General features: G+C 68.9%; 18 protein-coding genes. 9 read left to right on the top strand and 9 right to left on the bottom strand.

Translation table 11 applies throughout. From position 1 onward, the window contains the following. Positions 1-100 precede the first annotated feature (100 nt). Together murJ and ABZ930_RS03465 are read right to left on the bottom strand one after the other, a co-directional pair. On the bottom strand, positions 101-2,347 hold the full coding sequence (gene murJ, locus ABZ930_RS03470) for a murein biosynthesis integral membrane protein MurJ (RefSeq protein WP_361540706.1): 2,247 nt from the start codon (positions 2,345-2,347) through the stop codon (positions 101-103). A gap of 45 nt (positions 2,348-2,392) precedes the next feature. Continuing rightward, positions 2,393-4,786, bottom strand: a complete 2,394-nt coding sequence (locus tag ABZ930_RS03465) for a DUF6049 family protein (protein ID WP_361540703.1) — start codon at positions 4,784-4,786, stop codon at positions 2,393-2,395. A 221-nt stretch (positions 4,787-5,007) separates the two neighbouring features. On the opposite strand from ABZ930_RS03465, the gene ABZ930_RS03460 reads away from it, so the two are divergent. Then, entirely contained in the window at positions 5,008-6,480 is a 1,473-nt protein-coding gene (locus ABZ930_RS03460) for a CCA tRNA nucleotidyltransferase (RefSeq protein ID WP_361540700.1), read from the top strand. 74 nt (positions 6,481-6,554) lie between these two features. On the opposite strand, the gene ABZ930_RS03455 is transcribed toward ABZ930_RS03460, so the two are convergent. The 3 genes from ABZ930_RS03455 to ABZ930_RS03445 form a co-directional block, all read right to left on the bottom strand. Then, complete coding sequence (locus tag ABZ930_RS03455; protein WP_361540697.1) at positions 6,555-7,811, bottom strand: MFS transporter; 1,257 nt, start codon at positions 7,809-7,811, stop codon at positions 6,555-6,557. A 134-nt stretch (positions 7,812-7,945) separates the two neighbouring features. Further along, entirely contained in the window at positions 7,946-9,028 is a 1,083-nt protein-coding gene (locus tag ABZ930_RS03450; RefSeq protein WP_361540694.1) for an inositol-3-phosphate synthase, read from the bottom strand. A gap of 43 nt (positions 9,029-9,071) precedes the next feature. Then, positions 9,072-9,752 (bottom strand): helix-turn-helix transcriptional regulator, encoded by a 681-nt coding sequence (locus tag ABZ930_RS03445; protein ID WP_361540691.1) that lies wholly within the window; start codon positions 9,750-9,752, stop codon positions 9,072-9,074. Between the two features lie 371 nt (positions 9,753-10,123). On the opposite strand from ABZ930_RS03445, the gene ABZ930_RS03440 reads away from it, so the two are divergent. After that, on the top strand, positions 10,124-12,871 hold the full coding sequence (locus ABZ930_RS03440; protein ID WP_361540689.1) for a transglycosylase domain-containing protein: 2,748 nt from the start codon (positions 10,124-10,126) through the stop codon (positions 12,869-12,871). 129 nt (positions 12,872-13,000) lie between these two features. Further along, positions 13,001-14,503: a glycosyltransferase 87 family protein gene (locus ABZ930_RS03435; RefSeq protein ID WP_361540686.1), complete on the top strand. Its 1,503-nt coding sequence runs from the start codon at positions 13,001-13,003 to the stop codon at positions 14,501-14,503. Between the two features lie 79 nt (positions 14,504-14,582). Here ABZ930_RS03435 and ABZ930_RS03430 read toward each other — a convergent pair whose 3' ends face one another. The 3 genes from ABZ930_RS03430 to ABZ930_RS03420 all read right to left on the bottom strand — a co-directional run bounded on the left by ABZ930_RS03430 (position 14,583) and on the right by ABZ930_RS03420 (position 17,329). Then, the gene (locus ABZ930_RS03430) at positions 14,583-15,614 is read right to left on the bottom strand and encodes an alanine racemase (RefSeq protein ID WP_361540683.1); all 1,032 of its coding nucleotides are present in this window, start codon (positions 15,612-15,614) and stop codon (positions 14,583-14,585) included. Positions 15,615-15,758: 144 nt separating this feature from the next. Beyond that, on the bottom strand, positions 15,759-16,880 hold the full coding sequence (gene femX, locus ABZ930_RS03425) for a peptidoglycan bridge formation glycyltransferase FemX (protein ID WP_361540680.1): 1,122 nt from the start codon (positions 16,878-16,880) through the stop codon (positions 15,759-15,761). A 128-nt stretch (positions 16,881-17,008) separates the two neighbouring features. Beyond that, positions 17,009-17,329, bottom strand: a complete 321-nt coding sequence (locus tag ABZ930_RS03420; protein ID WP_361540677.1) for a hypothetical protein — start codon at positions 17,327-17,329, stop codon at positions 17,009-17,011. 298 nt (positions 17,330-17,627) lie between these two features. On the opposite strand from ABZ930_RS03420, the gene rpsF reads away from it, so the two are divergent. The 4 genes from rpsF to rplI all read left to right on the top strand — a co-directional run bounded on the left by rpsF (position 17,628) and on the right by rplI (position 19,367). Further along, positions 17,628-17,918: a 30S ribosomal protein S6 gene (gene rpsF, locus ABZ930_RS03415; RefSeq protein ID WP_010353482.1), complete on the top strand. Its 291-nt coding sequence runs from the start codon at positions 17,628-17,630 to the stop codon at positions 17,916-17,918. Between the two features lie 72 nt (positions 17,919-17,990). Next, entirely contained in the window at positions 17,991-18,605 is a 615-nt protein-coding gene (locus tag ABZ930_RS03410) for a single-stranded DNA-binding protein (RefSeq protein WP_361540674.1), read from the top strand. 60 nt (positions 18,606-18,665) lie between these two features. Then, entirely contained in the window at positions 18,666-18,902 is a 237-nt protein-coding gene (gene rpsR, locus ABZ930_RS03405; RefSeq protein ID WP_003949403.1) for a 30S ribosomal protein S18, read from the top strand. Positions 18,903-18,920: 18 nt separating this feature from the next. Beyond that, the gene (rplI, locus tag ABZ930_RS03400; protein WP_361540671.1) at positions 18,921-19,367 is read left to right on the top strand and encodes a 50S ribosomal protein L9; all 447 of its coding nucleotides are present in this window, start codon (positions 18,921-18,923) and stop codon (positions 19,365-19,367) included. A gap of 152 nt (positions 19,368-19,519) precedes the next feature. Here rplI and ABZ930_RS03395 read toward each other — a convergent pair whose 3' ends face one another. Then, entirely contained in the window at positions 19,520-20,857 is a 1,338-nt protein-coding gene (locus ABZ930_RS03395; protein WP_361540668.1) for an MATE family efflux transporter, read from the bottom strand. A gap of 460 nt (positions 20,858-21,317) precedes the next feature. On the opposite strand from ABZ930_RS03395, the gene dnaB reads away from it, so the two are divergent. Together dnaB and ABZ930_RS03385 are read left to right on the top strand one after the other, a co-directional pair. Next, positions 21,318-22,793, top strand: a complete 1,476-nt coding sequence (gene dnaB, locus ABZ930_RS03390) for a replicative DNA helicase (RefSeq protein WP_111663075.1) — start codon at positions 21,318-21,320, stop codon at positions 22,791-22,793. A gap of 76 nt (positions 22,794-22,869) precedes the next feature. Further along, the gene (locus ABZ930_RS03385; RefSeq protein ID WP_361540665.1) at positions 22,870-24,252 is read left to right on the top strand and encodes a serine hydrolase domain-containing protein; all 1,383 of its coding nucleotides are present in this window, start codon (positions 22,870-22,872) and stop codon (positions 24,250-24,252) included. The last annotated feature ends 34 nt before the right edge of the window (positions 24,253-24,286 follow it).

Below are 24,286 nucleotides of genomic sequence, written 5' to 3'. Positions count from 1 at the left end.
CCGTTGCACTCACTGCGACGCCAAAGCCAATTGTGCCCACAGTCCGGCGCTATGCACGACACGCAGTGGTCGCCGATGGTTGTGCGCACTTCGGGCCGAGTCAGCGACCGAGACGGCCACGGACCATTCCGACCAGTGAATTGAGTTCTTCGATTCGCATCTTGCGGGCCGCTACGTAGAAGACACCGAGCAGCGCCACCGAGCCCACGAGCAGCGCCGCGATCGAGCCGAGCACGCCGTGGCCGAGGGCCTTGGTGAGCGCGTACCCGATTCCACCGCTGATGACCGTAGCGGGTACGGACGCCAGGCAGAGCCGCGCGTACGTACGAACGACGTTCGCACCGTCCAGGTCGCCGCCGAGCCGCTTGCGCAGCCGCCGCCACGCGACACCGACGCCGATCGCGTAGGCGAGACCGTACGAGAGGGCCATGCCGACGACGGCCCAGCGGGCGGGCAGGATCACGTAGCACAGGGCGGACGCGGCGGCGTTGACCGCGGCGACGATCACCGTGTTGTAGAAGGGCGTGCGGGTGTCCTCGTACGCGTAGAAGCCGCGGAGGACGACGTACTGCACGGAGTACGGGATCAGGCCGAGAGCGAACGCCATGAGGATGTAGCCCATGGACTGTGCGGACTCGATGCCGCTGGAGCCGAAGAGCAGGGTGCACATCGGGATGCCGAGCGCCACGAACATGAACGCGACGGGGACGATCGCCACGGCCGAGGTGCGCAGGCCGGAGGAGATGTCGTCGCGGACCGCGCCCGAGTCGCCGTCGTGGGCGGAGCGGGAGATGCGCGGCAGCATCGCGGCCATGACCGAGACGGTGATGATCGCCTGCGGCATGCCCCAGATCAGCTGGGCGTTGGAGTAGCCCATGATGCCGGTGCCGTCCACGGGGGACGCCTTGCCCGCCGCGGTGGCGAGCTGGGTGACGACGACGACGCCCGCCTGGTTGGCGAGGACGAACAGCACGGTCCACTTGGCGAGCTTGACGGCCTTGCCGAGGCCGTGGCCCTTCCAGTCGAACCGGAGCCGGAAGCGGAAGCCGGTCTCACGCAGGTACGGGATCATCGCCAGCGACTGCACGACCAGGCCCAGCAGGGTGCCGATGCCCAGGAGGGTGACAGCCTCGTCGGGGATGGTCTTGACCGCCATCTCCGTCTGCGACCAGGGGCCGTAGACCCACAGGAACATGCCGAACGTGAAGATCATGACGATGTTGTTGAGGACCGGGGTCCACATCATCGCGCCGAACTTCCCGCGGGCGTTCAGGATCTGGCCCATGACCACGTGCACGCCCATGAAGAAGATCGTGGGCAGGCAGTAGCGGGCGAAGGCGATGCCGACCCGGTTCGCGTCCGGGTCGCTGGCCACCGGGTTCGACATCAGGTGGATCAGCAGCGGTGCCGCGAAAACCACGAGCGCCGTGATGACCGCGAGCACCACCATCACCAGCGTGAGCAGCCGGTTGGCGAAGGCCTCGCCGCCGTCCTCGTCGTCCTTCATGGCGCGCACCAGCTGCGGCACGAACACCGAGTTGAGGCCGCCGCCGACGGTCAGGATGTAGATCATCGTCGGCAGCGTGTACGCGACGGTCCAGGTGTCACCGAGCAGGCCGGCGCCGAGCGCCGCGGTGATCACCATCGTGCGGACGAAGCCGGTGAGGCGGGAGACGAGCGTGCCCGCCGCCATCACCGCGCTCGACTTCATGAGGCTGGAGGCGCGGCCGCCCTTCTTGGGGGCCGCGGGAGCGGGCGCGGCGGCCGGCGGCGGGACGGGCACCGTGGCCTGGCCGAGGACCTGGGTCGGGTCGTCGACGGGCTGCGGGGCCGGCGCCCGGCCACCGCTGTAGCCGGGCTGCTGGTCGCGGAAGAGGTGCGCGAAGGCGTCCGGCTCGTGCCGCTCCTCGCTCGCCTGCGTCACCAGGTCGTCGACGCCCACGAACTGCGTCGTCCGCGCGTCGTCGCCGTACGGCAGGTACTGCGTGGGGCCCTCCGGCTCCGGCGGCGGCGTCTGAGCCCACACGCGCGGGTCCGGCTGGTACTGGTTCGCGGGCGGCGCGTAGAGCGGCTGCTGCGCCTGGTACGTGCCCGGGGGCGGCGGCGGGTGCGCGGCACGGTCGTACAGCGCCTCGCCGACCGGGTCCTGCGCGGTCAGGTCCTGCCCGCGGTACGGATCCTGGTCATAGGCGTCCTGGACGTACGCGTCCTGCGGGTACGCGTCGGGACCCGGCTGGGGCGGCGGGACCTGCCCGCCGGCACCGTGTGAGCCGGTGTACGGGTGGCCGTCGCCCGAGGCGGAGCCGCCCGAGCCCTGGCCACGATCACCGTCGTACGGCGCGTTCATGGTTACCCCACCTCATCGTCCCCGGCCCACCGGCCACGACATCGCTCAACGGTCCACTCTCTCACCCGTGCCCGACGGGGCCGTGCTTTCGGAAGCGGTGTCAGCCATCGGGTCACTCGGCTGCTGCGGGACGTCTGCCCGTGCGGGGGATGCCGCGTCGTCCTCGGGCTTCTCCTGCGCTGCCGATTCCGCGTCGTCCCGCGGGCCGTCCGAGTCATCGGAGCCGTCCGCGGCGTCCGTGCCTTCCGTACCCGGCTCTTCGGGCTCGTCGGCTTTCTCGGCGGCGGCGCGCTTGCGCTGGGTGTACATGCGGAACCCGGCCAGCACCAGCAGCAGGACGCCGCCGGCGATGACGAGCATCACGGTCGGCGTGACCTCGGTGACGTCGACCTGGAAGGCGATCTGCTTGCCGTACGGCTGGTTGTCCTCGGTGAGGAGCTGGGCGTAGACCCACACGGGCCCGGTCGCCTTGGCCGTGGTGGTGAACTTCACGGACTGGCTGTGGCCACTGGTGATCGTCACCTCCTGGTCCTGGGAGGCGCCGTCACCGATCTTCAGACGGGTGCCGTTGTCGGACGTGAGCCGCAGCTTGAGGTGGTCGACGTCCTGCCACAGATTGTTCTGCACCGACACCGGGATGGTCGCGCTGCGTCCGGAGAGCTTCACCTCGGACTTGTCGATCAGCGACACCTGCTCGGTGAGGCCGGACAGATACTCCGAGACGCCGGTGCGGAAGCCGTCCGACTCCGCGGTCCTGCCGCGCCAGGAGGTGGACATCTCCCGGTCCACGGCCCGCCCGAACGGCGTCACCACACGCGACTCGTCGGTCAGGACGACCTTGAAGTTCTCCAGCTCGCGCTGGGTGGCCTGGATCTGCTCGAAGGCCGCCTGCGGCAGCTCCTGCTTGCGGAGCTTCGAGGGGTATGCGCGGGTGGACGGCACACGGGTCGTCGCGCCCGGGTCCGGCTTCGCCGAGGCGGTCGCGGACAGGCTCTGCGACTGTGTCCAGGTGCCGCCCTGGAGCTCCGCCACGGCCTTGGCCATCGTCTGGGCCTGGCTGGCCGTGGGCGTGCGCTGCGGGGCGATGAGGGCGGTGCGCGCGCGGTCCGTCTGCCGGTCGAGCATCAGGCTCTGCGCGAGGAACTCCTGCACGGCGAGCGTGGAGCGCTCGGCGCTCGTCATGTCGCCCTGGAACGCAGTCGACAGCCGCGCGTCGGCGACCACCGCGGTGGTGCCGCCGCCGATGGGCCGCGCGGCGGACGGCGTGTACGAGAGGCTGTCGGACTCCCCGAGACTGTCGCTGCGCGTGATGATCTTGTTGGCGCCGGCGGACGTGGCGACCTTGACGATGTCCCGGTCGACGGCGCCCTCGACGGGCCACGCGTAGGACGCGTCCGGCGTCACGTGGAGGATCGTGTCCACGGCCTTCACGGCGGCGTCCGTGGCGTCCTTCAGGTGGCTCAGCGAGCCGGTGACCTTCGTGCCGTTGTGGGCCAGCGAGGCCAGGTCGGGGTCGGCGAACGGCAGCGTGACCACCTTCCGGTGCTGCACCGCGGCCTGGAGGTCCTTCAGCCATTCGTTGGCGACGGCCTGGTGCCTGCCCGAGGTGAGCCTGCCGTTGGCGCCCTTGACCTTGTACGCCTCCGTCATGGCGTCGACCGAGGCGAGCAGATCGGGGTCGATCACCCAGGTGACGTCCAGCGAGCTGCCGAGCGCCAGCATCTGCTGGAGGCGGCCACCCGGAGCGATCTCCTCGGCGAGGTCGTCGTTGCCGAAGACGGCGGTCTGCGTCTCGTTCGTCCCCGTCTCGGCCGTGAGGCCGGTCTCGGAGATCAGCGGCCACAGGACCGTCGTCTTCGTCTTCGTACCGGCGGCGTCGGGCTGCCAGGGCAGGAACGTCCGCTGGATGCCGAGCGTCTGCTGGTACGGGGCGGCCGCGGTCTGCCCCATGAGGGCGGCGCTGATCTGGTAGACCCCGTCGGCGCCCAGGTTCAGCGCCTTCACGGGGACGGACAGCGTGAAGTCCTGGGTGACACCGGGCTCCAGCTTCGCGAACTTCTCCGCGTACTTGCTCGCGACCTCGGAGCCGTCCGGAGTGCCCCCCGTCCCGTTCTTCGCCGCCTCGTCCACCGCCGTGCGTCCGCCGTACGACGTGCCGACCCGCAGGCCGATGTGCGCGTCGGTGACGGTCTGCCTGCCCTCGTTGGTGACCTTGCCCTTGATGGTCAGGGTGTCGCCGTCGACCGGTGCGCTCGGCGACAGCTCGTTCACCGCCACGTCGACCGTTCTCGTGCCGGTCGCCGCCGCGGCGGCGACGGCTGGGGTCTCGGCCTGGGCGGGCAGGGCGCCGACCAGGAGTGTGGGCGCCGCGAGCAGCGGCGCCGCGGCGAGCAGGGCTCCCGTGCGCCGCAGCAGTCGGCGGGCAGGTGAGGGACTCATCCCTGGGTAGTCTGCCGCCTCGGCCACGCGCTCGTCCGTCCCTCGTCGTCGTCAGTGGTCGCAGATGTGTCCACGCATCGTAACGAGCAGGGCTGTGCCTGAGTGCCTGGGTCCGCCCCACAAGATCGTGCAGCCAGGGTAGGGGGCCGCATTCGTGAGGACGCCTCGGCCCCGGCTAACGGTTCGGCCCGGGCGCTGAGAGCCACGTACCCTGTCCTGTTGTGCCGAACGCCAATGAAGACAACCCCAGTGCCCTGAGCCAGGTACAGCACCGCGCGGTCAGCGAATTGCTGCGCGTCTCGCCTGTCGCAGACGACCTCGCCCGCCGATTCCAGGAGGCCGGGTTCTCTCTCGCCCTGGTCGGCGGTTCGGTCCGGGACGCACTGCTCGGCAGGCTCGGCAACGATCTGGACTTCACCACCGACGCCCGCCCCGAGGACGTTCTCAAGATCGTCCGGCCGTGGGCCGACGCGGTCTGGGAGGTCGGGATCGCCTTCGGCACCGTCGGCTGCCAGAAGGACGCCCGTGTCGACGGTGTGGACCAGAGCTTCCAGGTCGAGGTCACGACGTACCGCTCCGAGGCGTACGACCGCACCTCCCGCAAGCCCGAGGTGTCGTACGGCGACTCGATCGAGGAGGACCTCGTCCGCCGGGACTTCACCGTGAACGCGATGGCCGTCGCGCTCCCGGAGAAGGACTTCATCGACCCGCACGGCGGACTTCAGGACCTGGCCGAGCGCGTCCTGCGCACCCCGGGCACCCCCGAGGCCTCCTTCTCCGACGACCCACTGCGGATGATGCGGGCCGCCCGCTTCGCCGCGCAGCTCGACTTCGAGGTCGCTCCCGAGGTCGTCGCCGCGATGACGGCGATGGCCGACCGGATCGAGATCGTCTCCGCCGAGCGCGTCCGGGACGAGCTGAACAAGCTGATCCTCTCGGCGCACCCGCGCAAGGGCCTCACCCTGCTCGTCGACACCGGCCTGGCCGAGCGCGTCCTGCCCGAGCTGCCGGCCCTGCGTCTGGAGCGCGACGAGCACCACCGTCACAAGGACGTCTACGATCACACGCTGATCGTCCTGGAGCAGGCGATGGCGCTGGAGACCGAAGGCCCGGACCTGACGCTGCGCCTCGCGGCCCTGCTGCACGACATCGGCAAGCCCCGCACGCGCCGCTTCGAGAAGGACGGCCGGGTCTCCTTCCACCACCACGAGGTGGTCGGCGCCAAGATGACGAAGAAGCGCATGACCGCGCTCAAGTACTCCAACGAGCTGGTGAAGGACGTCTCCCGTCTCGTCGAGCTGCATCTGCGCTTCCACGGCTACGGCACCGGTGAGTGGACGGACTCCGCCGTACGCCGCTACGTGCGCGACGCCGGGCCGCTCCTGGGGCGGCTGCACAAGCTGACCCGTTCCGACTGCACGACCCGCAACAAGCGCAAGGCGAACACGCTCTCGCGGGCCTACGACGGCCTGGAGGAGCGCATCGAGCGTCTCCAGGAGCAGGAGGAGCTGGACTCGATCCGTCCGGACCTGGATGGCAACCAGATCATGGAGACTCTGGGTGTGACCCCTGGGCCGGTGATCGGCCAGGCCTACAAGTTCCTGCTCGAACTGCGGCTGGAGAACGGGCCGATGGAGCATGAAGCGGCGGTCGCGGCGCTCAAGGAGTGGTGGGCGAGTCAGGCCCAGGACTGACGCGCTCTTCTGTGATGGCGGGGCTCTGTTTCACGTGAAACAGAGCCCCGCTTGCATCGAGGGGCGCGGTTGTTTCACGTGAAACGACGGCCGCGCATCGTCAGCGCGACAGCGGCGTAGACCGACGCCACCAGGACCACGAGCGGAACCGAGCGCCCGTCGGGCGGCAGCATCAGCGCCGCCACTCCGGCGGCGGCGACGAACGACGCGTTGAAGAGAACGTCGTAGACGGAGAAGATCCGGCCGCGGAATCCGTCGTCGACGGACGACTGCACGACGGTGTCGGTGGCGATCTTGGCGCCCTGTGTGGTCAGTCCCAGGACGAAGGCGGCGACCATGGTCGGTCCCGGCTCGAAGGGCAGTCCCAGGGCGAGTTCCAGAACGGCGGCGACACCGGCACAGATCGCCATCCAGCCGCCCGGACCGAAGCGCCCCACGGCGGCGGGGGTGACGACAGCGGCGACGAAGAACCCTGCCCCCGAGATCCCCACCGCCGTGCCGAGCAGCGCCAGACCCCGTGCATCCGTGGACGACCACGCGTACCGGCACAGCATCAGCACCATGACGAGCAGGGCGCCGTAGCAGAACCGCATGGCCGTCATCGCGGCCAGAGCGCGCGCGGCGGCCGGGCGGGAGGCGAGATGCCGCACGCCGGAGGCGAGGTCCCGCGCCGCACCGGACAGTGCGGAGGCGAGGCGTGGCCGCACCAGCTCGGGATCCGGCCCCAACAGCTGTACGTCCATGCGCAGCGAGGCGAGGGCCGCGCAGAGGTAGAGGAAGGCGCCCAGCAGCACGACGGCCGCGTCCGAGTCCGAGGCGACGAGGCGCACCACGAAGGCCAGGCCGCCGCCCACGGTCGCGGCGAGCGTCCCCGCGGTCGGTGAGAGCGCGTTGGCGGTGACAAGACGGTCGGTGTCGACCACGCGCGGGAGGGCGGCCGAAAGACCCGACAGAACGAAACGGTTGACCGCGGTGACGCAGAGCGCGGAGGCGTAGAAGAGCCAGTCCGGCGCCTGGCTCAGCATGAGCCCGGCCGTCGCGGAGGCGAGCACGACGCGAAGGAGGTTGCCGTAGAGGAAGACCTGGCGACGCCGCCAGCGGTCCAGCAGGACGCCCGCGAACGGTCCCACGAGGGAGTAGGGCAGCAGCAGGACGGCCATGGCGGAGGCGATCGCCGCGGGAGAGGTCTGCTTCTCCGGGGAGAAGACCACGTAGGTGGCGAGCGCGACCTGGTAGACGCCGTCGGCCCCCTGGGACAGCAGCCGCAGGGTGAGCAGGCCCCGGAAGTCACGCAGACACAGCAGGACGCGCAGGTCACGGACGACAGCCATGGGGCACAGCCTCACATACGAGGAAGGCCCCCGGCGCACGAGAGTGCGATCCAGGGGCCTCACCAGCCTCGGGCGGCAGATGCTTCACCGTTTCACGTGAAACATCCGGGCCGGCCGTCAGGAGAAGTCGGCGCTCAGCGCTCGACCTCGCCCTTGATGAACTTCTCGACGTTCTCGTAGGCCTCGTCGTCGAAGTACTGAACCGGCGGGGACTTCATGAAGTACGAGGACGCGGAGAGGATCGGGCCGCCGATGCCGCGGTCCTTGGCGATCTTCGCGGCACGCAGGGCGTCGATGATGACACCCGCGGAGTTCGGGGAGTCCCAGACCTCGAGCTTGTACTCGAGGTTCAGCGGGACCTCGCCGAAGGCGCGGCCCTCGAGGCGGACGTACGCCCACTTGCGGTCGTCGAGCCACGCGACGTAGTCGGACGGGCCGATGTGGACGTTCTTCTCGCCCAGCTCGCGGTCGCGGATCTGCGAGGTGACGGCCTGCGTCTTCGAGATCTTCTTCGACTCGAGGCGGTCGCGCTCCAGCATGTTCTTGAAGTCCATGTTGCCGCCGACGTTGAGCTGCATGGTGCGCTCAAGACGGACACCGCGGTCCTCGAACAGCTTCGCCATCACGCGGTGCGTGATGGTGGCGCCGACCTGCGACTTGATGTCGTCGCCGACGATCGGGACGCCCGCCTCGGTGAACTTGTCCGCCCACTCCTTGGTGCCGGCGATGAAGACCGGGAGAGCGTTGACGAACGCGACCTTGGCGTCGATGGCGCACTGCGCGTAGAACTTCGCCGCGTCCTCGGAACCGACGGGCAGGTAGCAGACGAGAACGTCGACCTGCTTGTCCTTGAGGATCTGGACGACGTCGACCGGGGCCTCGTCGGACTCCTCGATCGTCTCGCGGTAGTACTTGCCGAGACCGTCGAGCGTGTGGCCGCGCTGGACCTGGACGCCCGAGTTCGGGACGTCGCAGATCTTGACGGTGTTGTTCTCCGAGGCGCCGATGGCGTCCGAGAGGTCGAGGCCGACCTTCTTCGCGTCGACGTCGAACGCGGCGACGAACTCGACGTCACCGACGTGGTAGTCGCCGAACTGGACGTGCATGAGGCCGGGGACCTTGGTCTCCGGGTCAGCGTCCTTGTAGAACTCGACGCCCTGCACCAGCGAGGCGGCGCAGTTGCCCACGCCGACGATGGCTACGCGAACCGAACCCATTCCGGTTGCTCCCTGTGTGTACTGGTGAAGTCCTGAGCGGACTTCACATGGCGGTGTCATCGGACGGATCCGGCCGGGTGCTGTCCCGATGCCGGGGCAGGCCGCCCGTCTCTCCAGATGTGTCCTGCTGAGCTGCGCTCTCCGGGCCGGACCGTCGTTGGTCGCGTCCAGCGCGCTCGCTCTCGATGAGCTCGTTCAGCCAGCGCACTTCGCGCTCCACGGACTCCATGCCGTGCCGCTGCAGCTCAAGCGTGTAGTCGTCCAGGCGCTCCCGCGTGCGGGCGAAAGAGAGGCGCATCTTTTCGAGGCGCTCCTCCAGCCGGCTGCGACGGCCCTCGAGGACGCGCATCCGCACATCGCGCGACGTCTGCCCGAAGAAGGCGAATCGCGCGGCGAAGGTCTCGTCCTCGTATGCATCGGGGCCGGTCTGCGCGAGCAGCTCCTCGAAGTGCTCCTTACCTTCCGCCGTCAACCGATAGACGATCTTGGCGCGACGCCCTGAGAGTGGTGCGGCAGGGGCGTCGTCGGGACCGGGACCCGATTCCTCGATCAACCAGCCGTTGGCGACCAGCGTCTTGAGGCAGGGATACAGCGTCCCGTAACTGAAGGCACGGAAGACCCCCAGCGACGTATTGAGTCGTTTGCGCAGCTCATAGCCGTGCATCGGGGACTCGCGGAGCAGTCCGAGTACGGCGAATTCGAGGATGCCGGAACGTCGGCTCATCGTCGCCTCCTCACTGTCGCGGGCCCATGTATCGACTCTTTATGTCGTGCTGATGTATCGGCTCGATACATCTCGACGATAGAACGACCCTGCGACTCCGACAAGAGGGATCACGGTGAACGGCGTCACATCACCGATTCGCACGAAGTAACTTGCCTGTTTTGGGGTGAACTTCGGCCCTAGGTGGGTTTTGACGGTGCGTAGTCTGTCCGCCATGCAGACCACCGGGAACCGAGTGACGCCTGAGGGCGTCGTCGTCCCGGGTGCAGTACGGGTGAGCGCCGGAAGGGGCGCATCCGTACGTCGGGGGGACCGGAAACCAGCCGTCGTCCAGGCGCGCGTGCCGCGCCTGCCCGAGGAGTAGTCGTTCGATGAGCGAGCACCGTCGCAAATCGCCGCAGCCGCAGGGCGGCGGGCGTGCCGCGGCCCGTCGCGGAGCGTCCGGAGCACAGTCGGGCCGCCGCGCGGCACCGCGCGGCTCCACCGGTTCACCGTCCGATTCCTACGACGCCCCGAGGTCATCGGGTTCGTCCGAGGGCGGAACCGAAGATCGTCCCTGGGGCGGCCGCGCCGAAGCGCGCCGTGCCGCCCAGCGCACTGGTGGAGGAAGGCGCAGAGCCCCCGAGGGCGGTGGCCGCGGCGGAGCCGGTGGTGGCGGCCGTCGTGGCGGTGGCGGCGCCGGCGGCCCCGGCGGGCCGAACGGCCCGGGGCGTGGCAGGGGCCGTGGCTCCGGGCGCCAGGAGAAGAAGGGATTCATCGACTACCCGCGCGCCAACAAGGACGGCTGGCGCCGCTGGATGCCGTCCTGGCGACTCGTGTCGGGTCTGTGCGTCGGGTTCCTCGGGAGCCTGATGGCGGCCGCGGGCATCGCCTATGCGCTGGTCGACACCCCGACCGTCGCCGACACGGCCAAGGCCCAGAACAACGTCTACTACTGGTCCGACGGGACCCAGATGGTCGCGACCGGTGGTGAGACCAACCGGCAGATCATCAACTACGAGGACATCCCGGAGTCCATGCGCTTCGCCGTCATGTCGGCGGAGAACAAGACCTTCGAGACCGACAAGGGCGTCGACCCGATGGGTATCGCCCGCGCCGTGGTCAACATGGCCAAGGGCGGTCAGACGCAGGGTGGCTCGACGATCACCCAGCAGTACGTGAAGAACGCGATGCTGGACGACCAGTCGCAGACGGTGTCCCGCAAGCTCAAGGAACTGTTCGTCTCCATAAAGGTCGGCCGGACGGTCAACAAGAAGACGATCATGGCCGGCTACCTCAACACGGCGTACTACGGCCGCGGTGCCTACGGGATCCAGGCGGCGGCGCGCGCGTACTTCAACGAGAACGCGGTCGAACTGAACGAGAGCCAGACGGCATTCCTCGCGTCCGTGCTCAAGGGCGCGACCTACTACGACCCCGCGGGTTCCCCCGAGATCGACCCGATCAACGCGACCCGTGAGAAGAACACGGCACGCGCCAAGGCGCGCTGGAGCTGGATCCTCGGCGAAGAGGTGAAGGACGGACGGCTGACCGCCGCCAAGCGTGCCGACTTCATCGACAAGGGCTTCCCCAAGCTGAAGAGCCCGCGCTCCAACGCACAGCTGAGCGGCCAGATCGGCTACCTCGTCGACCTCGCCAAGGCCTACGTCATCAACAACAGCAACGGCCGGATCACGGCGAACGCCCTCCAGCAGGGCGGCTACGAGATCCACACCACCTTCGACAAGAAGAAGGTGAAACAGCTCGAGACCGCGGTGAAGAAGGTCCGCAAGGAGAGCATCAAGCCGGACCAGCGGGAGAAGGACAAGTACGTCCAGTTCGGCGGCGCGTCGGTGGATCCCAAGGACGGCGCGATCAAGGCCATCTACGGCGGCGCCGACGCCACCAAGCACTTCACCAACAACGCCGACGTGACGGGTGCCCAGGTCGGCTCGACCTTCAAGCCCTTCGTCCTGGCGGCCGCCTTCAAGTACGGCGTGCGGGACCCGGACCAGGGGCCGGAGCAGCCCGAGAGCGCGCGCACCATCGTCTCGCCGAAGAGTCTCTACAGCGGCAAGAACAAGCTGAAGATCCAGACCTACGACGGTGCGGTGTGGAAGGACAAGGAGGGCAAGGAGTGGCTGCAGACCAACGACGGCGGCGACTCCATCAACCCTCCGAGCTACCAGATCGACCTGCGTGAGGCGATGCGGCAGTCCGTGAACTCCGCCTATGTGCAGCTGGGCATGGACGTCGGACTGGACAAGGTGAAGGAGTCCGCGCTGAGGTCGGGCCTGCTGGAGAACAGCTTCGCCAGTGCCAACTACCCGTCCTTCTCCCTCGGCACCTCGGACCCGAGCGCGATCCGCATGGCCGGCGCCTACGGCACCTTCGCGTCGAGCGGGCAGCAGAACGACCCGTACTCGGTGACGGAGGTCTACAACAAGGGCGAGCGGATCTACCGGCACGAAAAGAAGTCCACGGCTGCCTTCGACGCGAACCTCGCGAACAACGTGACCGACGTCCTCAAGACGGTCGTCGACAAGGGCACGGGTACGGCGGCTCAGCTGCCGGGCCGCGACGTGGCCGGCAAGACCGGTACCACCGACGGCAACAAGTCCGCCTGGTTCGTGGGCTACACCAAGCAGTTGTCCACGGCGATCACGATGTACCGCATGGACGACAACGAGAACTCCAAGAACCGCAAGTTCCTCGAGATGTACGGAACGGGTGGTCAGGACAAGATCCACGGTGCGTCGTTCCCGGCGGAGATCTGGCACGACTACATGGCGCAGGCCATGCAGGGCCAGAAGTACGAGACCTTCGACGCCCCGCAGCCCATCGGCAAGATCGTCGGCGAGACGGCCAGCCCGACCCCGTCGCCGTCGATCTCCGCGCCGCCGTCCTCCTCGGCCCCGGCCTCTCCGTCGCCGAGCGAGACCTCGGCCGATCCGTCCCCGTCCCCCAGCGAGACCTGCAACAAGTGGACGGACTGGAACTGCAACGACGACGGTGGGACGACCGGCGGCGCCGACGGTGGTGCCGACGGCGGGACGTCGACGTCGCCCTCGCCCACCGAGAGTTCGGGAGACACGAGAGGCAACCAGAATGGTGGGAGCCTCTTCGGAGGAACCGGCTAGCCCGCATTGTCATGACACACCGTGTTTCACGTGAAACGCTGCGTGACGCACGGCAGGTGAGGGCCGTCGCACCGATCGGGTGCGGCGGCCCTCGCCCCGTTCTCAGCCGCGTACGGCAGGATGTGCGGCATGCCCAGTGCAGAGACCACGCGTGTGAACCCGCAGCAGCCGGAGCCCGTACGGCCGACCAGAGAGGACGAGGTCGCCGCGGCCGGCAGCGAGTTCATCGGCGGACCCGTCGGGCGCCGAGCGCTGCTCGGCGGCTCCTGGTGGACCCCCGTACGCGTCGTCGTGCTCGTCATGCTCGGCATGTTCGCGCTCGGCATGGTGCAGAAGTTCCCCTGCTACGACGGCTCCTGGTTCTACGGCGCGAGCTCCCAGTACACGCACGCGTGCTACTCGGACATTCCGCACCTCTACCAGGGGCGCGGCTTCGCCGACGGCCTCGTGCCGTACTTCGACAAGCTGTCCGGCGACATGGACTACCTCGAGTACCCGGTTCTCACCGGTGTGTTCATGGAGGTCGCCTCCTGGCTGACGCCCGGCAGCGGAAGCATCCAGCACCAGGAGCAGGTGTACTGGATGGTCAACGCCGGGATGCTGATGATCTGCGCGGCGGTCATCGCCGTGTGCGTCGCCAGGACCCACCGCAGGCGCCCCTGGGACGGCCTCCTGGTCGCTCTGGCGCCCGCGTTCGCGCTGACGGCCACCATCAACTGGGATCTCTTCGCAGTGGCCCTCACAGCGGCCGCGATGCTGATGTGGTCGCGCGGCCGCGCCCTCGCCTTCGGCATCCTGCTCGGGCTCGCGACCGCCGCCAAGCTCTATCCCTTCCTGCTGCTCGGCCCGCTGCTCGTGCTGTGCTGGCGGGCGGGCAAGTGGCGGGACTTCGGGATCGCGACGCTGGGCGCGGTCGTCTCGTGGCTGGCCGTGAACCTGCCGGTGATGATCCTGGCGCCCGAGGGCTGGTCGAAGTTCTACACGTTCAGCCAGGAACGCGGTGTCGACTTCGGCTCGTTCTGGCTGATCCTCTCCCAGCACATGGACACGCCGCTCGACACGGACGTGGTCAATACGCTGGCCACGGCGCTGGTGGCGCTCTCCTGCCTCGGCGTCGCGGCACTGACGCTCACCGCTCCGCGACGGCCGCGCTTCGCGCAGCTCGCCTTCCTGGTGGTCGCCGCCTTCATCCTCACCAACAAGGTCTACTCGCCGCAGTACGTACTGTGGCTGATCCCGCTCGCCGCCCTGGCCCGGCCCAAGTGGCGGGACTTCCTGATCTGGCAGGCCTGCGAGGTCGCGTACTTCCTCGGGATCTGGCTGTACCTCGCCTACACGACCAGCGGTGACAAGCACCAGGGCCTGCCGACCGAGGGCTACCAACTGGCCATCGCCGTGCACCTGCTGGGCACGCTCTACCTGTGCGCCGTCATCGTGCGGGACATCTGGCTGCCCGAGCGGGACGTGGTGCGCAGGTCCGGGGACGACGACCCCTCGGGCGGCGTTCTGGACGGAGCGGAGGACGTCTTCGTCCTCGGGCTCGCGGCCCATCCCCCGCGGCACGCCGCGCACGACTGGGAGCAGCCGCCCACGGCGGTGGACTGGGGCAAGAGCTCCGACGGTTCACACTGACCGAACGGGAGACGCAAGGCGGGCCGGGCACTTCGTGAGTGCCCGGCCCGCCTTGCGTCTGTTCGTGTGCCGATCCGCCTCAGCGGTCCACGATCCGGTCGAACTGCGTGGTGGTGTGCCGCAGATGGGCCACCAGCTCCTCGCCGACCTTCGGCTCGGCCGCGTCCGACGGCACGAACAGGATCGACACCTGCATGTGCGGCGGCTCGGCGAACCAGCGCTGCTTGCCCGACCAGACGTAGGGCGCGAGGTTCCGGTTGACCGTCGCGAGGCCCGCGCGGGCGACGCCCTTGGCACGCGGCATGACGCCGTGCAGCGCCTTCGGGGCCTCCAGGCCCACGCCGTGCGACGTACCGCCCGCCACGACCACCAGCCAGCCGTCGGAGGCCGCCTTCTGCTGGCGGTAGCCGAAGCGGTCGCCCTTGGCGACGCGGGTGACGTCCAGGACGGCGCCGCGGTACTCGGTGGCCTCGTGGTCGCCGAGCCACAGGCGCGTACCGATGCGCGCGCGGAAGCGGGTCTGCGGGAACTGCTGCTGCAGCCGCGCCAGTTCCTCGGCCTTGAGGTGGCTGACGAACATGGTGTGCAGCGGCAGGCGGGCCGCGCGCAGCCGGTCCATCCAGCCGATGACCTCCTCGACGGCGTCCGAGCCGTCGGTGCGGTCCAGCGGCAGGTGGATCGCGAAGCCCTCCAGGCGTACGTCCTGGATGGCGTGGGCGAGCTGCGGCAGGTCCTGCTCGGTCACACCGTGCCGCTTCATGGAGGACATGACCTCGATGACGACGCGGGCGCCGACCAGGCCGTGCACGCCGTCCACGGAGGAGACGGAGCGGATGACGCGATCGGGCAGCGGAACCGGTTCTTCGCCGCGCCGGAACGGGGTCAGGACCAACAGGTCACCGCTGAACCAGTCCTTTATCCGGGCGGCCTCGTATGTGGTCCCCACGGCGAGGATGTCGGAGCCGAGGCGCGTGGCCTCCTCCGCCAGCCGTTCGTGGCCGAAGCCGTAGCCGTTGCCCTTGCAGACGGGGACGAGCCCCGGAAACTGCTCGAGCACGTGCTTGTGGTGTGCCCGCCAGCGCGCGGTGTCGACGTAGAGCGTGAGCGCCATGGCCGGTCCCGGAACCTTTCTCGTGGCTGCGGTGTAGCAGAGGTATGAGGAAACTTTGGAGCTACATGAATTGTGCCGGGTCCGCCGGGCAAACAGAGCGCTAAGTGCCGTGCCGGATCCTGAGGGGGCCGTTTCCGGCCCCGGTCAGCGCCGCGACATGTAGATGTCGAGCGCCTTGTGGAGCAGCTTGTTGAGCGGGAAGTCCCACTCGCCGAGGTACTCGGCGGCCTGGCCACCCGTGCCGACCTTGAACTGGATCAGGCCGAAGAGGTGGTCGGTCTCGTCGAGCGAGTCGGAGATGCCGCGCAGGTCGTAGACGGTGGCACCGAGCGCGTAGGAGTCGCGCAGCATCCGCCACTGCATCGCGTTCGAGGGCCGGACCTCGCGGCCGATGTTGTCGGAGGCGCCGTAGGAGTACCAGACGTGCCCACCGACGACGAGCATCGTGGCCGCCGACAGGTTCACCCCGTTGTGCCGGGCGAAGTACAGCCGCATGCGGTTGGGGTCCTCGGAGTTGAGGGCCGTCCACATGCGCTCGAAGTACGACAGCGGGCGCGGCCGGAAGTGGTCGCGCTCGGCCGTGATCTCGTACAGCCGCTGCCACTCGGCGAGGTCCTGGTAGCCGCCCTGGACGACCTCGACACCGGCCTTCTCGGCCTTCTTGATGTTGCGGCGCCACAGCTGGTTGAAGTTCTTGTGGACCTCTTCCAGGGAGCGGTTGGCGAGCGGCACCTGGTAGACGTAGCGCGGCTGCACGTCGCCGAAGCCGGCGCCGCCGTCCTCGCCCTGCTGCCAGCCCATGCGGCGCAGCTTGTCGGCCACCTCGAAGGCGCGGGGCTCGATGAAGTCGGCCTCGATGTCGCGCAGGCGCTTCACATCGGGGTCCTGGATGCCCTTCTTGATGGAGGGGGCCTCCCAGCGCCGGATGATCACCGGCGGGCCCATCTTCACCGAGAAGGCGCCCTGCTGCTTCAGATGCGCCAGCATCGGGCGCAGCCACTCCTCGAGGTTCGGCGCGTACCAGTTGATGACCGGGCCCTCGGGCAGGTACGCGAGGTAACGCTTGATCTTGGGCAGCTGGCGGTACAGGACCAGGCCCGCGCCGACCATCTCACCGGTCTTGTCGTCGAACCAGCCCAGGTTCTCCGAGCGCCATTCAGCCTTCACGTCGGCCCATGCCGGGACCTGCATGTGGCTCGCCGACGGCAGGCTCTGGATGTACGCCAGATGCTGCTCTCGGCTGATGGTCCTCAGGGTCAGGCTCATTCGGGGCGCTCCTCGGGCTGGTGTGTCCCCATGGATACAGGGGCTCCGGCTCTCGCGCCGAAGCCTACTGTGCCCCGTGAGCGCCTCGAATGGCTGTGTCGTAGGTAAGGCTTCGCGGGTTCCCCGGCTCAGCCGAGGACCCCGCCGAACAGGCCCCCGTGGGCCATGCCGATGAAGAAGCCGACGGCGGAGGCTCCCAGGCCCAGGATCAGGCCGAACCGCTCCCGGGTCGTCTCCGAGACGTACTGGCCGTAGGCCCCGGTGAAGATCCCGATGAGCCCGGCCCAGGAGCTGAGGAGATGGAGGTTGCTCCAGATCGAGGTGATGAGGGCGAGGATGCCGAGCACCGCGGTCACGTAGAGCAGGGTGTCGGGGAGGGGATGGGCCTTGCCGTCGCTGGCCAGAAGAGAGCCGGCGCTCGTGCTGTTGGGTCGCATTGCTTGTGCCATAGGGCACCTCCTGCGGAAGGCGGCGCATCGTAGCGCCGTACACACCCGATGTGTACAGACTGCGGTCGATCGCTGTCGGATTTCAACCGGAAGCCGGGGTGCGGGTAGTCTGTACCGTCTGCATCGGTGTCTGCCCACGTCCCGGCATGGGACGGGTACCCACTGATCCGGCACTGAACTGCACGGTTCTCCTTCGGAGGGCCGATTGTCAGTGGTGGCCGATACCGTTGCTCACGCATAACAACCCTCCTGCCACGGAACGACCGTGGCCGCTGAGTCCAAAGGAGGTGGGTTCCACATGCGTCACTACGAGGTGATGGTCATCCTCGACCCCGATCTGGAGGAGCGCGCTGTCGCCCCCCTGATCGAGAACTTCCTCTCCGTCGTCCGTGAGGGCAACGGAAAGGTCGAGAAGGTCGACACCTGGGGCCGTCGTCGTCTCTCGTACGAGATCAAGAAGAAGCCCGAGGGCATCTACTCGGTCATCGATCTGCAGGCTGAGCCCGCGATCGTCAAGGAGCTCGACCGCCAGATGAACCTGAACGAGTCGGTCCTCCGGACCAAGGTCCTCCGCCCCGAGACCCACTGAACCTCCCGGTTCAGCCACTCGGGATTCGAGTAGCAGCAAGCAGTCCGCAGCAAACCCGCCGAGAGGTACCCCATGGCAGGCGAGACCGTCATCACGGTCGTCGGCAATCTTGTCGACGACCCCGAGCTGCGCTTCACCCCCTCCGGTGCGGCGGTCGCGAAGTTCCGTGTCGCGTCCACTCCCCGCACCTTCGACCGGCAGACCAATGAGTGGAAGGACGGCGAGAGCCTGTTCCTGACCTGCTCGGTCTGGCGTCAGGCGGCGGAGAACGTCGCGGAGTCGCTCCAGCGAGGCATGCGCGTCATCGTGCAGGGCCGGCTGAAGCAGCGGTCCTACGAGGACCGTGAGGGCGTCAAGCGCACGGTCTACGAGCTGGACGTCGACGAGGTCGGCGCCAGTCTGCGCAGCGCCACGGCCAAGGTCACCAAGACCAGTGGCGGTGGCGGTGGCGGTCGCGGTGGCCAGGGCGGCTACGGCGGCGGCGGTGGCGGCGGCCAGCAGGGCGGCGGCTGGGGCGGTGGCTCCGGCGGCGGTCAGCAGCAGGGTGGCGGCGGCGGTGCTCCCGCCGACGACCCCTGGGCGACCGGTTCGCCCGCAGGCGGCGGCCAGCAGGGCGGCGGCGGTGGCGGCTGGGGCGGAAGCTCCGGCGGCTCCGGCGGCGGCTACTCGGACGAGCCCCCCTTCTAGGGACGCGCCCCTCGGGGCCGGGCTCGCACCCACACTTCTTGATCACACAGGAGAAACACCATGGCGAAGCCGCCTGTGCGCAAGCCTAAGAAGAAGGTCTGCGCTTTCTGCAAGGACAAGGTCACGTACGTGGACTACAAGGACACGAACATGCTGCGGAAGTTCATTTCCGACCGCGGCAAGATCCGTGCCCGCCGCGTGACCGGCAACTGCACGCAGCACCAGCGTGACGTCGCCACGGCCGTCAAGAACAGCCGTGAGATGGCGCTGCTGCCCTACACGTCCACCGCGCGATAAGGGAAGGGTGACCGAATAATGAAGATCATCCTGACCCACGAGGTCTCTGGCCTCGGCACCGCCGGCGACGTCGTCGACGTCAAGGACGGGTACGCCCGCAACTACCTGGTCCCGCGTGGTTTCGCGATCCGCTGGACCAAGGGTGGCGAGCAGGACGTGGCGCAGATCCGCCGCGCCCGCAAGATCCACGAGATCGCGACGATCGAGCAGGCCAACGAGATCAAGGCCAAGCTCGAGGCCGTCAAGGTCCGTCTGGCCGTCCGCTCCGGCGACGCCGGTCGTCTCTTCGGCTCCGTCACCCAGGCCGACGTCGCTTCGGCGATCGAGACCGCGGGTGGCCCGAAGGTCGACAAGCGTCGTGTCGAGCTGGGCTCGCCGATCAAGACGCTGGGCGCCCACGAGGCGACCGTGCGTCTGCACCCCGAGGTGTCCGTCAAGGTCAACGTCGAGGTCGTCTCTGCCTGAGCCCTGCCCTGAGCAGCGCTGAAGCGAGATGTGGGGCCGCACCCTTCGGGGTGCGGCCCCACACGCGTGTCAGGGTCCGGGTGGTGAGGTGCTGTCGGCGCGTACGGTTGCCGCGTTTCGCCGTTTCACGTGAAACGGGGAGCCGCGGCCGGTCAGCGCGTCGCGCCGGTGACGGCCCAGCGGCCGGAGCGGTAGCGGGCCCAGAGCGTCGCCATCCTGACCGCCATCATCAGCGTCATGGCTCCCCAGACCGCCGTGAGCCCGCCGCCCAGTACCGGGACCAGGAGCGCGACCGGTGTGAAGACCGCCAGGGTGATCAGCATGGCCCAGGCCAGATACGGGCCGTCGCCGGCGCCCATGAGCACCCCGTCGAGGACGAAGACGATGCCGCAGATGGGCTGGGACAGCGCGACCACGATGAGGGCAGGCAGCGCCGCGTCCTGAACGACCGGGTCGCTCGTGAACAGCGGGACGAAGAGGGGGCGCGTGACAACGACCAGCACGCCGAGCACGACTCCGGCAGCGATGCCCCACTGCACCATGCGGCGGCAGACGTCGCGGGCCCCTTCGGCATCGTCGGCCCCGAGATAGCGGCCGATGATGGCTTGCCCCGCGATGGCGATGGCGTCGAGGGCGAAGGCCAGCAGGCTCCAGAGGGACAGGATGATCTGGTGGGCGGCGACGTCCGCGTCACCGAGCCGGGCCGCGACCGCCGTGGCGATCATCAGGACCGCGCGGAGGGCGAGGGTGCGGATGAGGAGCGGGGTCCCTGCCTGGGCGCAGGCGCGTATGCCCGCCAGATCAGGGCGCAGCGAGGCGCCGTGACGGCGGGCGCCGCGGACGACCACCACCAGGTAGATCGCGGCCATGCCGAACTGGGCGATGACGGTGCCCCAGGCGGAGCCCGCGATGCCGAGTCCGGCGCCGTAGACCAGCGCGACGTTGAGCACGCCGTTGGCGACGAAGCCGGCGACGGCCACGTACAGCGGGGTCTTGGTGTTCTGAAGTCCGCGCAGGACACCGGTGGCGGCCAGGACCACGAGCATCGCGGGGATGCCGAGGGTGGAGATGCGGAGATAGGTGGTCGCGTAGGGTGCGGCGGTGTCCGAGGCGCCGAACAGGCTGACCAGGCCCGGTGCGGTGGGCAGGACGACCGCGATGACGGCGGCGCCCAGGAGCAGTGCGAGCCAGATGCCGTCCATGCCCTGCTGGATCGCGGCCCGGGTGTCGCCCGCGCCGACCCGGCGGGCGACGGCGGCGGTGGTGGCGTAGGCGAGGAAGACGAAGACGCTGACCGCGGTCGTCAGCAGGGCCGAGGCGACGGCGAGCCCTGCCAGCTGGGACGTGCCGAGATGGCCGACGATGGCGCTGTCGGCCATGAGGAAGAGGGGCTCCGCGACGAGTGCGCCGAAGGCGGGAACGGCGAGAGCCACGATCTCTCGGTCGTGCCGGCGTCTTGCGGCTTTGGGCGTCACGGGAGCCTGTGTCATGGGCACCAATCTAATCTTCCACAGGTAAGAGATGCAATCGCATTGAGACCCTTACTTCGAGCGGGTTCTCGTACGGTGTCGAACGTCGCTCGCAGAGATCTTGGGCCGACTGGGAAAGTTTTTCTCCTGCACAGCCGGTGGATGGGATACGTGCAGGTCAGACGGGTTGCGCAGGAATGGCTGAGGGCTTGTTCACAGGCCTGTCCACCGGGTCGTGCACAGGTTTTCCCCAGTTCTCCACAGGGAGAGGGTCGTCTTCCACAGAGCCTGTGGATAACCAGATTGGCTGACGGTGCAGACGCGCCTACGGTGGAGCGGCGCCCACTGTGTCCGCCGACCTCGGAAACCTGCACATATCCGACGCGTCAGAACCGGAGTTGGGCCCCGCATTTGTCAGTGTCGTGCCGTAGGAATGAAGGGCACGGCGAGGTCCGCTCGGCGGACGGGAGGAGGTGGCCCGGTGAGTATCTCCGAGCCGTTGGACGACCCCTGGGCCGACAGCGGTCCCAGCGATCGCCTGCCCCCTTCCCGGCCGCGGCGGAACGGCGGCCGCCAGGGTGACCAGCACGAGCGGGGCCGCGAGGACAGCGGCTGGGACGACGGGCCCGCCACGTTCGAGCGCGTACCGCCGCAGGATCTCGACGCCGAGCAGTCCGTGCTCGGCGGCATGCTGCTGTCCAAGGACGCGATCGCCGACGTCGTCGAGGTCCTCAAGGGCGCCGACTTCTACAAGCCCGCGCACGAAACGATCTTTCAGGCGATCCTCGACGTCTACGCCAAGGGCGAGCCGGCCGACCCGATCACCATCGCCGCCGAGCTGACCAAGCGCGGCGAGATCAACAAGGTCGGCGGCGCATCGTATCTGCACACCCTCGTCCAGACGGTCCCGACGGCGGCGAACGCCGAGTACTACGCGGAGATCGTTCACGAGCGGGCCGTCCTGCGTCGTCTCGTCGAGGCGGGTACGCGGATCACGCAGATGGGATACGCGGCCGACGACGACGTCGACGAGATCGTCAACAAGGCCCAGGCGGAGATCTACGCCGTCACCGAGCAGCGCACCAGTGAGGACTACCTCCCGCTCGGCGACATCATGGAGGGCGCGCTCGACGAGATCGAGGCGATCGGCTCGCGCAGCGGCGAGATGACCGGTGTGCCGACCGGCTTCACCGACTTCGACTCGCTCACCAACGGTCTGCACCCGGGTCAGATGATCGTCATCGCGGCCCGTCCCGCCATGGGCAAGTCGACGCTGGCGCTGGACTTCGCGCGCGCGGCGTCCATCAAGAACAACCTGCCCAGCGTCATCTTCTCCCTCGAAATGGGGCGCAACGAGATCGCGATGCGTCTGCTGTCCGCCGAGGCGCGCGTGGCTCTGCACCACATGCGCTCCGGCACGATGACCGACGAGGACTGGACGCGGCTCGCCCGCCGGATGCCCGAGGTCTCGGCCGCGCCGCTCTACATCGACGACTCCCCGAACCTGTCGATGATGGAGATCCGCGCCAAGTGCCGCCGCCTGAAGCAGCGCAACGACATCCGGCTCGTGATCATCGACTATCTGCAGCTGATGCAGGCCGGTGGCTCCAAGCGTTCCGAGAGCCGTCAGCAGGAGGTCTCGGACATGTCCCGAAACCTGAAGCTGCTGGCCAAGGAGCTGGAGGTGCCGGTGATCGCGCTCTCGCAGCTGAACCGTGGTCCCGAGCAGCGCACCGACAAGAAGCCGATGGTCTCCGACCTGCGTGAATCCGGATCCATCGAGCAGGACGCCGACATGGTCATCCTGCTGCACCGCGAGGACGCCTACGAGAAGGAGTCACCGCGCGCGGGCGAGGCCGACATCATCGTCGGCAAGCACCGAAACGGTCCGACGGCCACGATCACGGTCGCCTTCCAGGGCCACTACTCGCGCTTCGTGGACATGGCACAGACGTGATGCCACGCCGTCTGCCCTGATCCGCTGCTGGTGAAATCGGCTCGACGCGGGCGGATCACCACGGTGGACTGGGCGCATGACCTCACCCTCGCAAGAGCTGTTGCCCAGTACGCGTCGTGGCCTCCTGCACCGCATCGCCGTCGCCCAGAGCGAGGGACGCGCGCCCTCGCTCGTCGCCGCGGTGGCCCGGGACGGTGAGGTGGTGTGGGCCGGGTCGCGCACCTCGGTGGACGGGCACGGGCCCGATGAGCACGTGCAGTATCGGATCGGGTCGATCACCAAGACCTTTACGGCCGTGCTGGTGCTGCGGCTGCGCGATGAGGGGCTGCTCGATCTGAGCGATCCGTTGGAGAAGCACCTTCCCGGGACCGGTGCCGGTGACGTCACCGTGGCCGAACTCCTCGCGCACACCGGCGGGTTGGCGGCCGAAACACCGGGTGAGTGGTGGGAGCGATCGTCCGCCGCGCTGCGCCCGACCCTCGCCGATGTCCTCGGCGAGCGGCCCTTCCGGCATCCCGTCGGACGCCGCCACCACTACTCCAACCCCGGGTACACGCTGCTGGGTTCCCTGGTGGAGGCGGTGCGAGGCGTCACCTGGGAGGAGGCCCTGCGCGGGGAGATCCTCGAACCGCTCGGGCTGACCCGCACCGGCGTCCGGGCGCAGATGCCGCATGCCGGTGGCTGGGCCGTGCACCCGTACGCCGATGTGCTGCTGCCGGAGCCGAGCGAGGATCTCGGCCTGATGGCACCGGCCGGCCAACTGTGGTCCACAGCAAGGGACCTGGCGGTGTTCGCCGGCTTCCTCACCACGGGCGACGACCGGGTGCTGAGCGCGGATTCCGTGCGGGAGATGCGCACACCGGCCGCGCCGACCCTGCCGGGTGACTGGGAGACGACGTACGGCCTCGGTATGCAGGTGGCGCGGAGGGGCGGACGGGTCCTGGCCGGCCATACCGGATCGCTGCCCGGCTTCGTGGCGGGCCTGTGGCTGAGCGAGGAGGAGGGGCTCGCGGCCGTCGTCCTGGCCAACTGCACGTCCGGAGTGGCCTCGGGGACCGTGGCCGCCGAACTGCTGGGCATCGTCGCCGACGCCGAGCCGCGCATCCCCGAGCCGTGGCGGCCGCTGCCCGAGGTCGATCCGGCGGTGCTGGAGCTGGCGGGCCCCTGGTACTGGGGCACACAGATCGTGGCGCTGCGTCTGGCGGCGGACGGCGCCGTCGTGCTCGGGCCGGTGGCCGGCGGGGGGCGGCGCTCCCGGTTCAGGGCCAACGGTGACGGCACCTGGACGGGCCTCGACGGTTACTACGCGGGGGAGCCGCTGCGGGCGGTGCGGCGGCCCGACGGGTCGGTGAGCCACCTCGACCTGGGGTCGTTCGTCTTCACGCGACAGCCCTACGACGTGGATGCGCCGGTGCCCGGCGGAGTGGACCCGGACGGGTGGCGGGGGATTCCGGGCTGAAGCCTCCGGGGGCCGTTTCACGTGAAACGGCCCC

It is taken from the genome of Streptomyces sp. NPDC046716 (assembly GCF_040645755.1).
In the GTDB taxonomy this organism is placed as follows: domain Bacteria; phylum Actinomycetota; class Actinomycetes; order Streptomycetales; family Streptomycetaceae; genus Streptomyces.
This window is presented reverse-complemented; position numbering and strand designations above follow the sequence as displayed.

What these genes read in the sequence shown, in the direction of transcription:
- rplI (WP_361540671.1), top strand. Translation starts at nt 18,921, where the DNA reads ATGAAGATCATCCTGACCCACGAGGTCTCTGGCCTCGGCACCGCCGGC.
- ABZ930_RS03435 (WP_361540686.1), top strand. Translation starts at nt 13,001, where the DNA reads ATGCCCAGTGCAGAGACCACGCGTGTGAACCCGCAGCAGCCGGAGCCC.
- rpsF (WP_010353482.1), top strand. Translation starts at nt 17,628, where the DNA reads ATGCGTCACTACGAGGTGATGGTCATCCTCGACCCCGATCTGGAGGAG.
- ABZ930_RS03465 (WP_361540703.1), bottom strand. Translation starts at nt 4,786, where the DNA reads ATGAGTCCCTCACCTGCCCGCCGACTGCTGCGGCGCACGGGAGCCCTG.
- rpsR (WP_003949403.1), top strand. Translation starts at nt 18,666, where the DNA reads ATGGCGAAGCCGCCTGTGCGCAAGCCTAAGAAGAAGGTCTGCGCTTTC.
- ABZ930_RS03420 (WP_361540677.1), bottom strand. Translation starts at nt 17,329, where the DNA reads ATGGCACAAGCAATGCGACCCAACAGCACGAGCGCCGGCTCTCTTCTG.
- ABZ930_RS03430 (WP_361540683.1), bottom strand. Translation starts at nt 15,614, where the DNA reads ATGGCGCTCACGCTCTACGTCGACACCGCGCGCTGGCGGGCACACCAC.
- ABZ930_RS03440 (WP_361540689.1), top strand. Translation starts at nt 10,124, where the DNA reads ATGAGCGAGCACCGTCGCAAATCGCCGCAGCCGCAGGGCGGCGGGCGT.
- ABZ930_RS03410 (WP_361540674.1), top strand. Translation starts at nt 17,991, where the DNA reads ATGGCAGGCGAGACCGTCATCACGGTCGTCGGCAATCTTGTCGACGAC.
- ABZ930_RS03455 (WP_361540697.1), bottom strand. Translation starts at nt 7,811, where the DNA reads ATGGCTGTCGTCCGTGACCTGCGCGTCCTGCTGTGTCTGCGTGACTTC.
- murJ (WP_361540706.1), bottom strand. Translation starts at nt 2,347, where the DNA reads ATGAACGCGCCGTACGACGGTGATCGTGGCCAGGGCTCGGGCGGCTCC.
- ABZ930_RS03445 (WP_361540691.1), bottom strand. Translation starts at nt 9,752, where the DNA reads ATGAGCCGACGTTCCGGCATCCTCGAATTCGCCGTACTCGGACTGCTC.
- ABZ930_RS03450 (WP_361540694.1), bottom strand. Translation starts at nt 9,028, where the DNA reads ATGGGTTCGGTTCGCGTAGCCATCGTCGGCGTGGGCAACTGCGCCGCC.
- ABZ930_RS03385 (WP_361540665.1), top strand. Translation starts at nt 22,870, where the DNA reads ATGACCTCACCCTCGCAAGAGCTGTTGCCCAGTACGCGTCGTGGCCTC.
- ABZ930_RS03395 (WP_361540668.1), bottom strand. Translation starts at nt 20,857, where the DNA reads ATGACACAGGCTCCCGTGACGCCCAAAGCCGCAAGACGCCGGCACGAC.
- femX (WP_361540680.1), bottom strand. Translation starts at nt 16,880, where the DNA reads ATGAGCCTGACCCTGAGGACCATCAGCCGAGAGCAGCATCTGGCGTAC.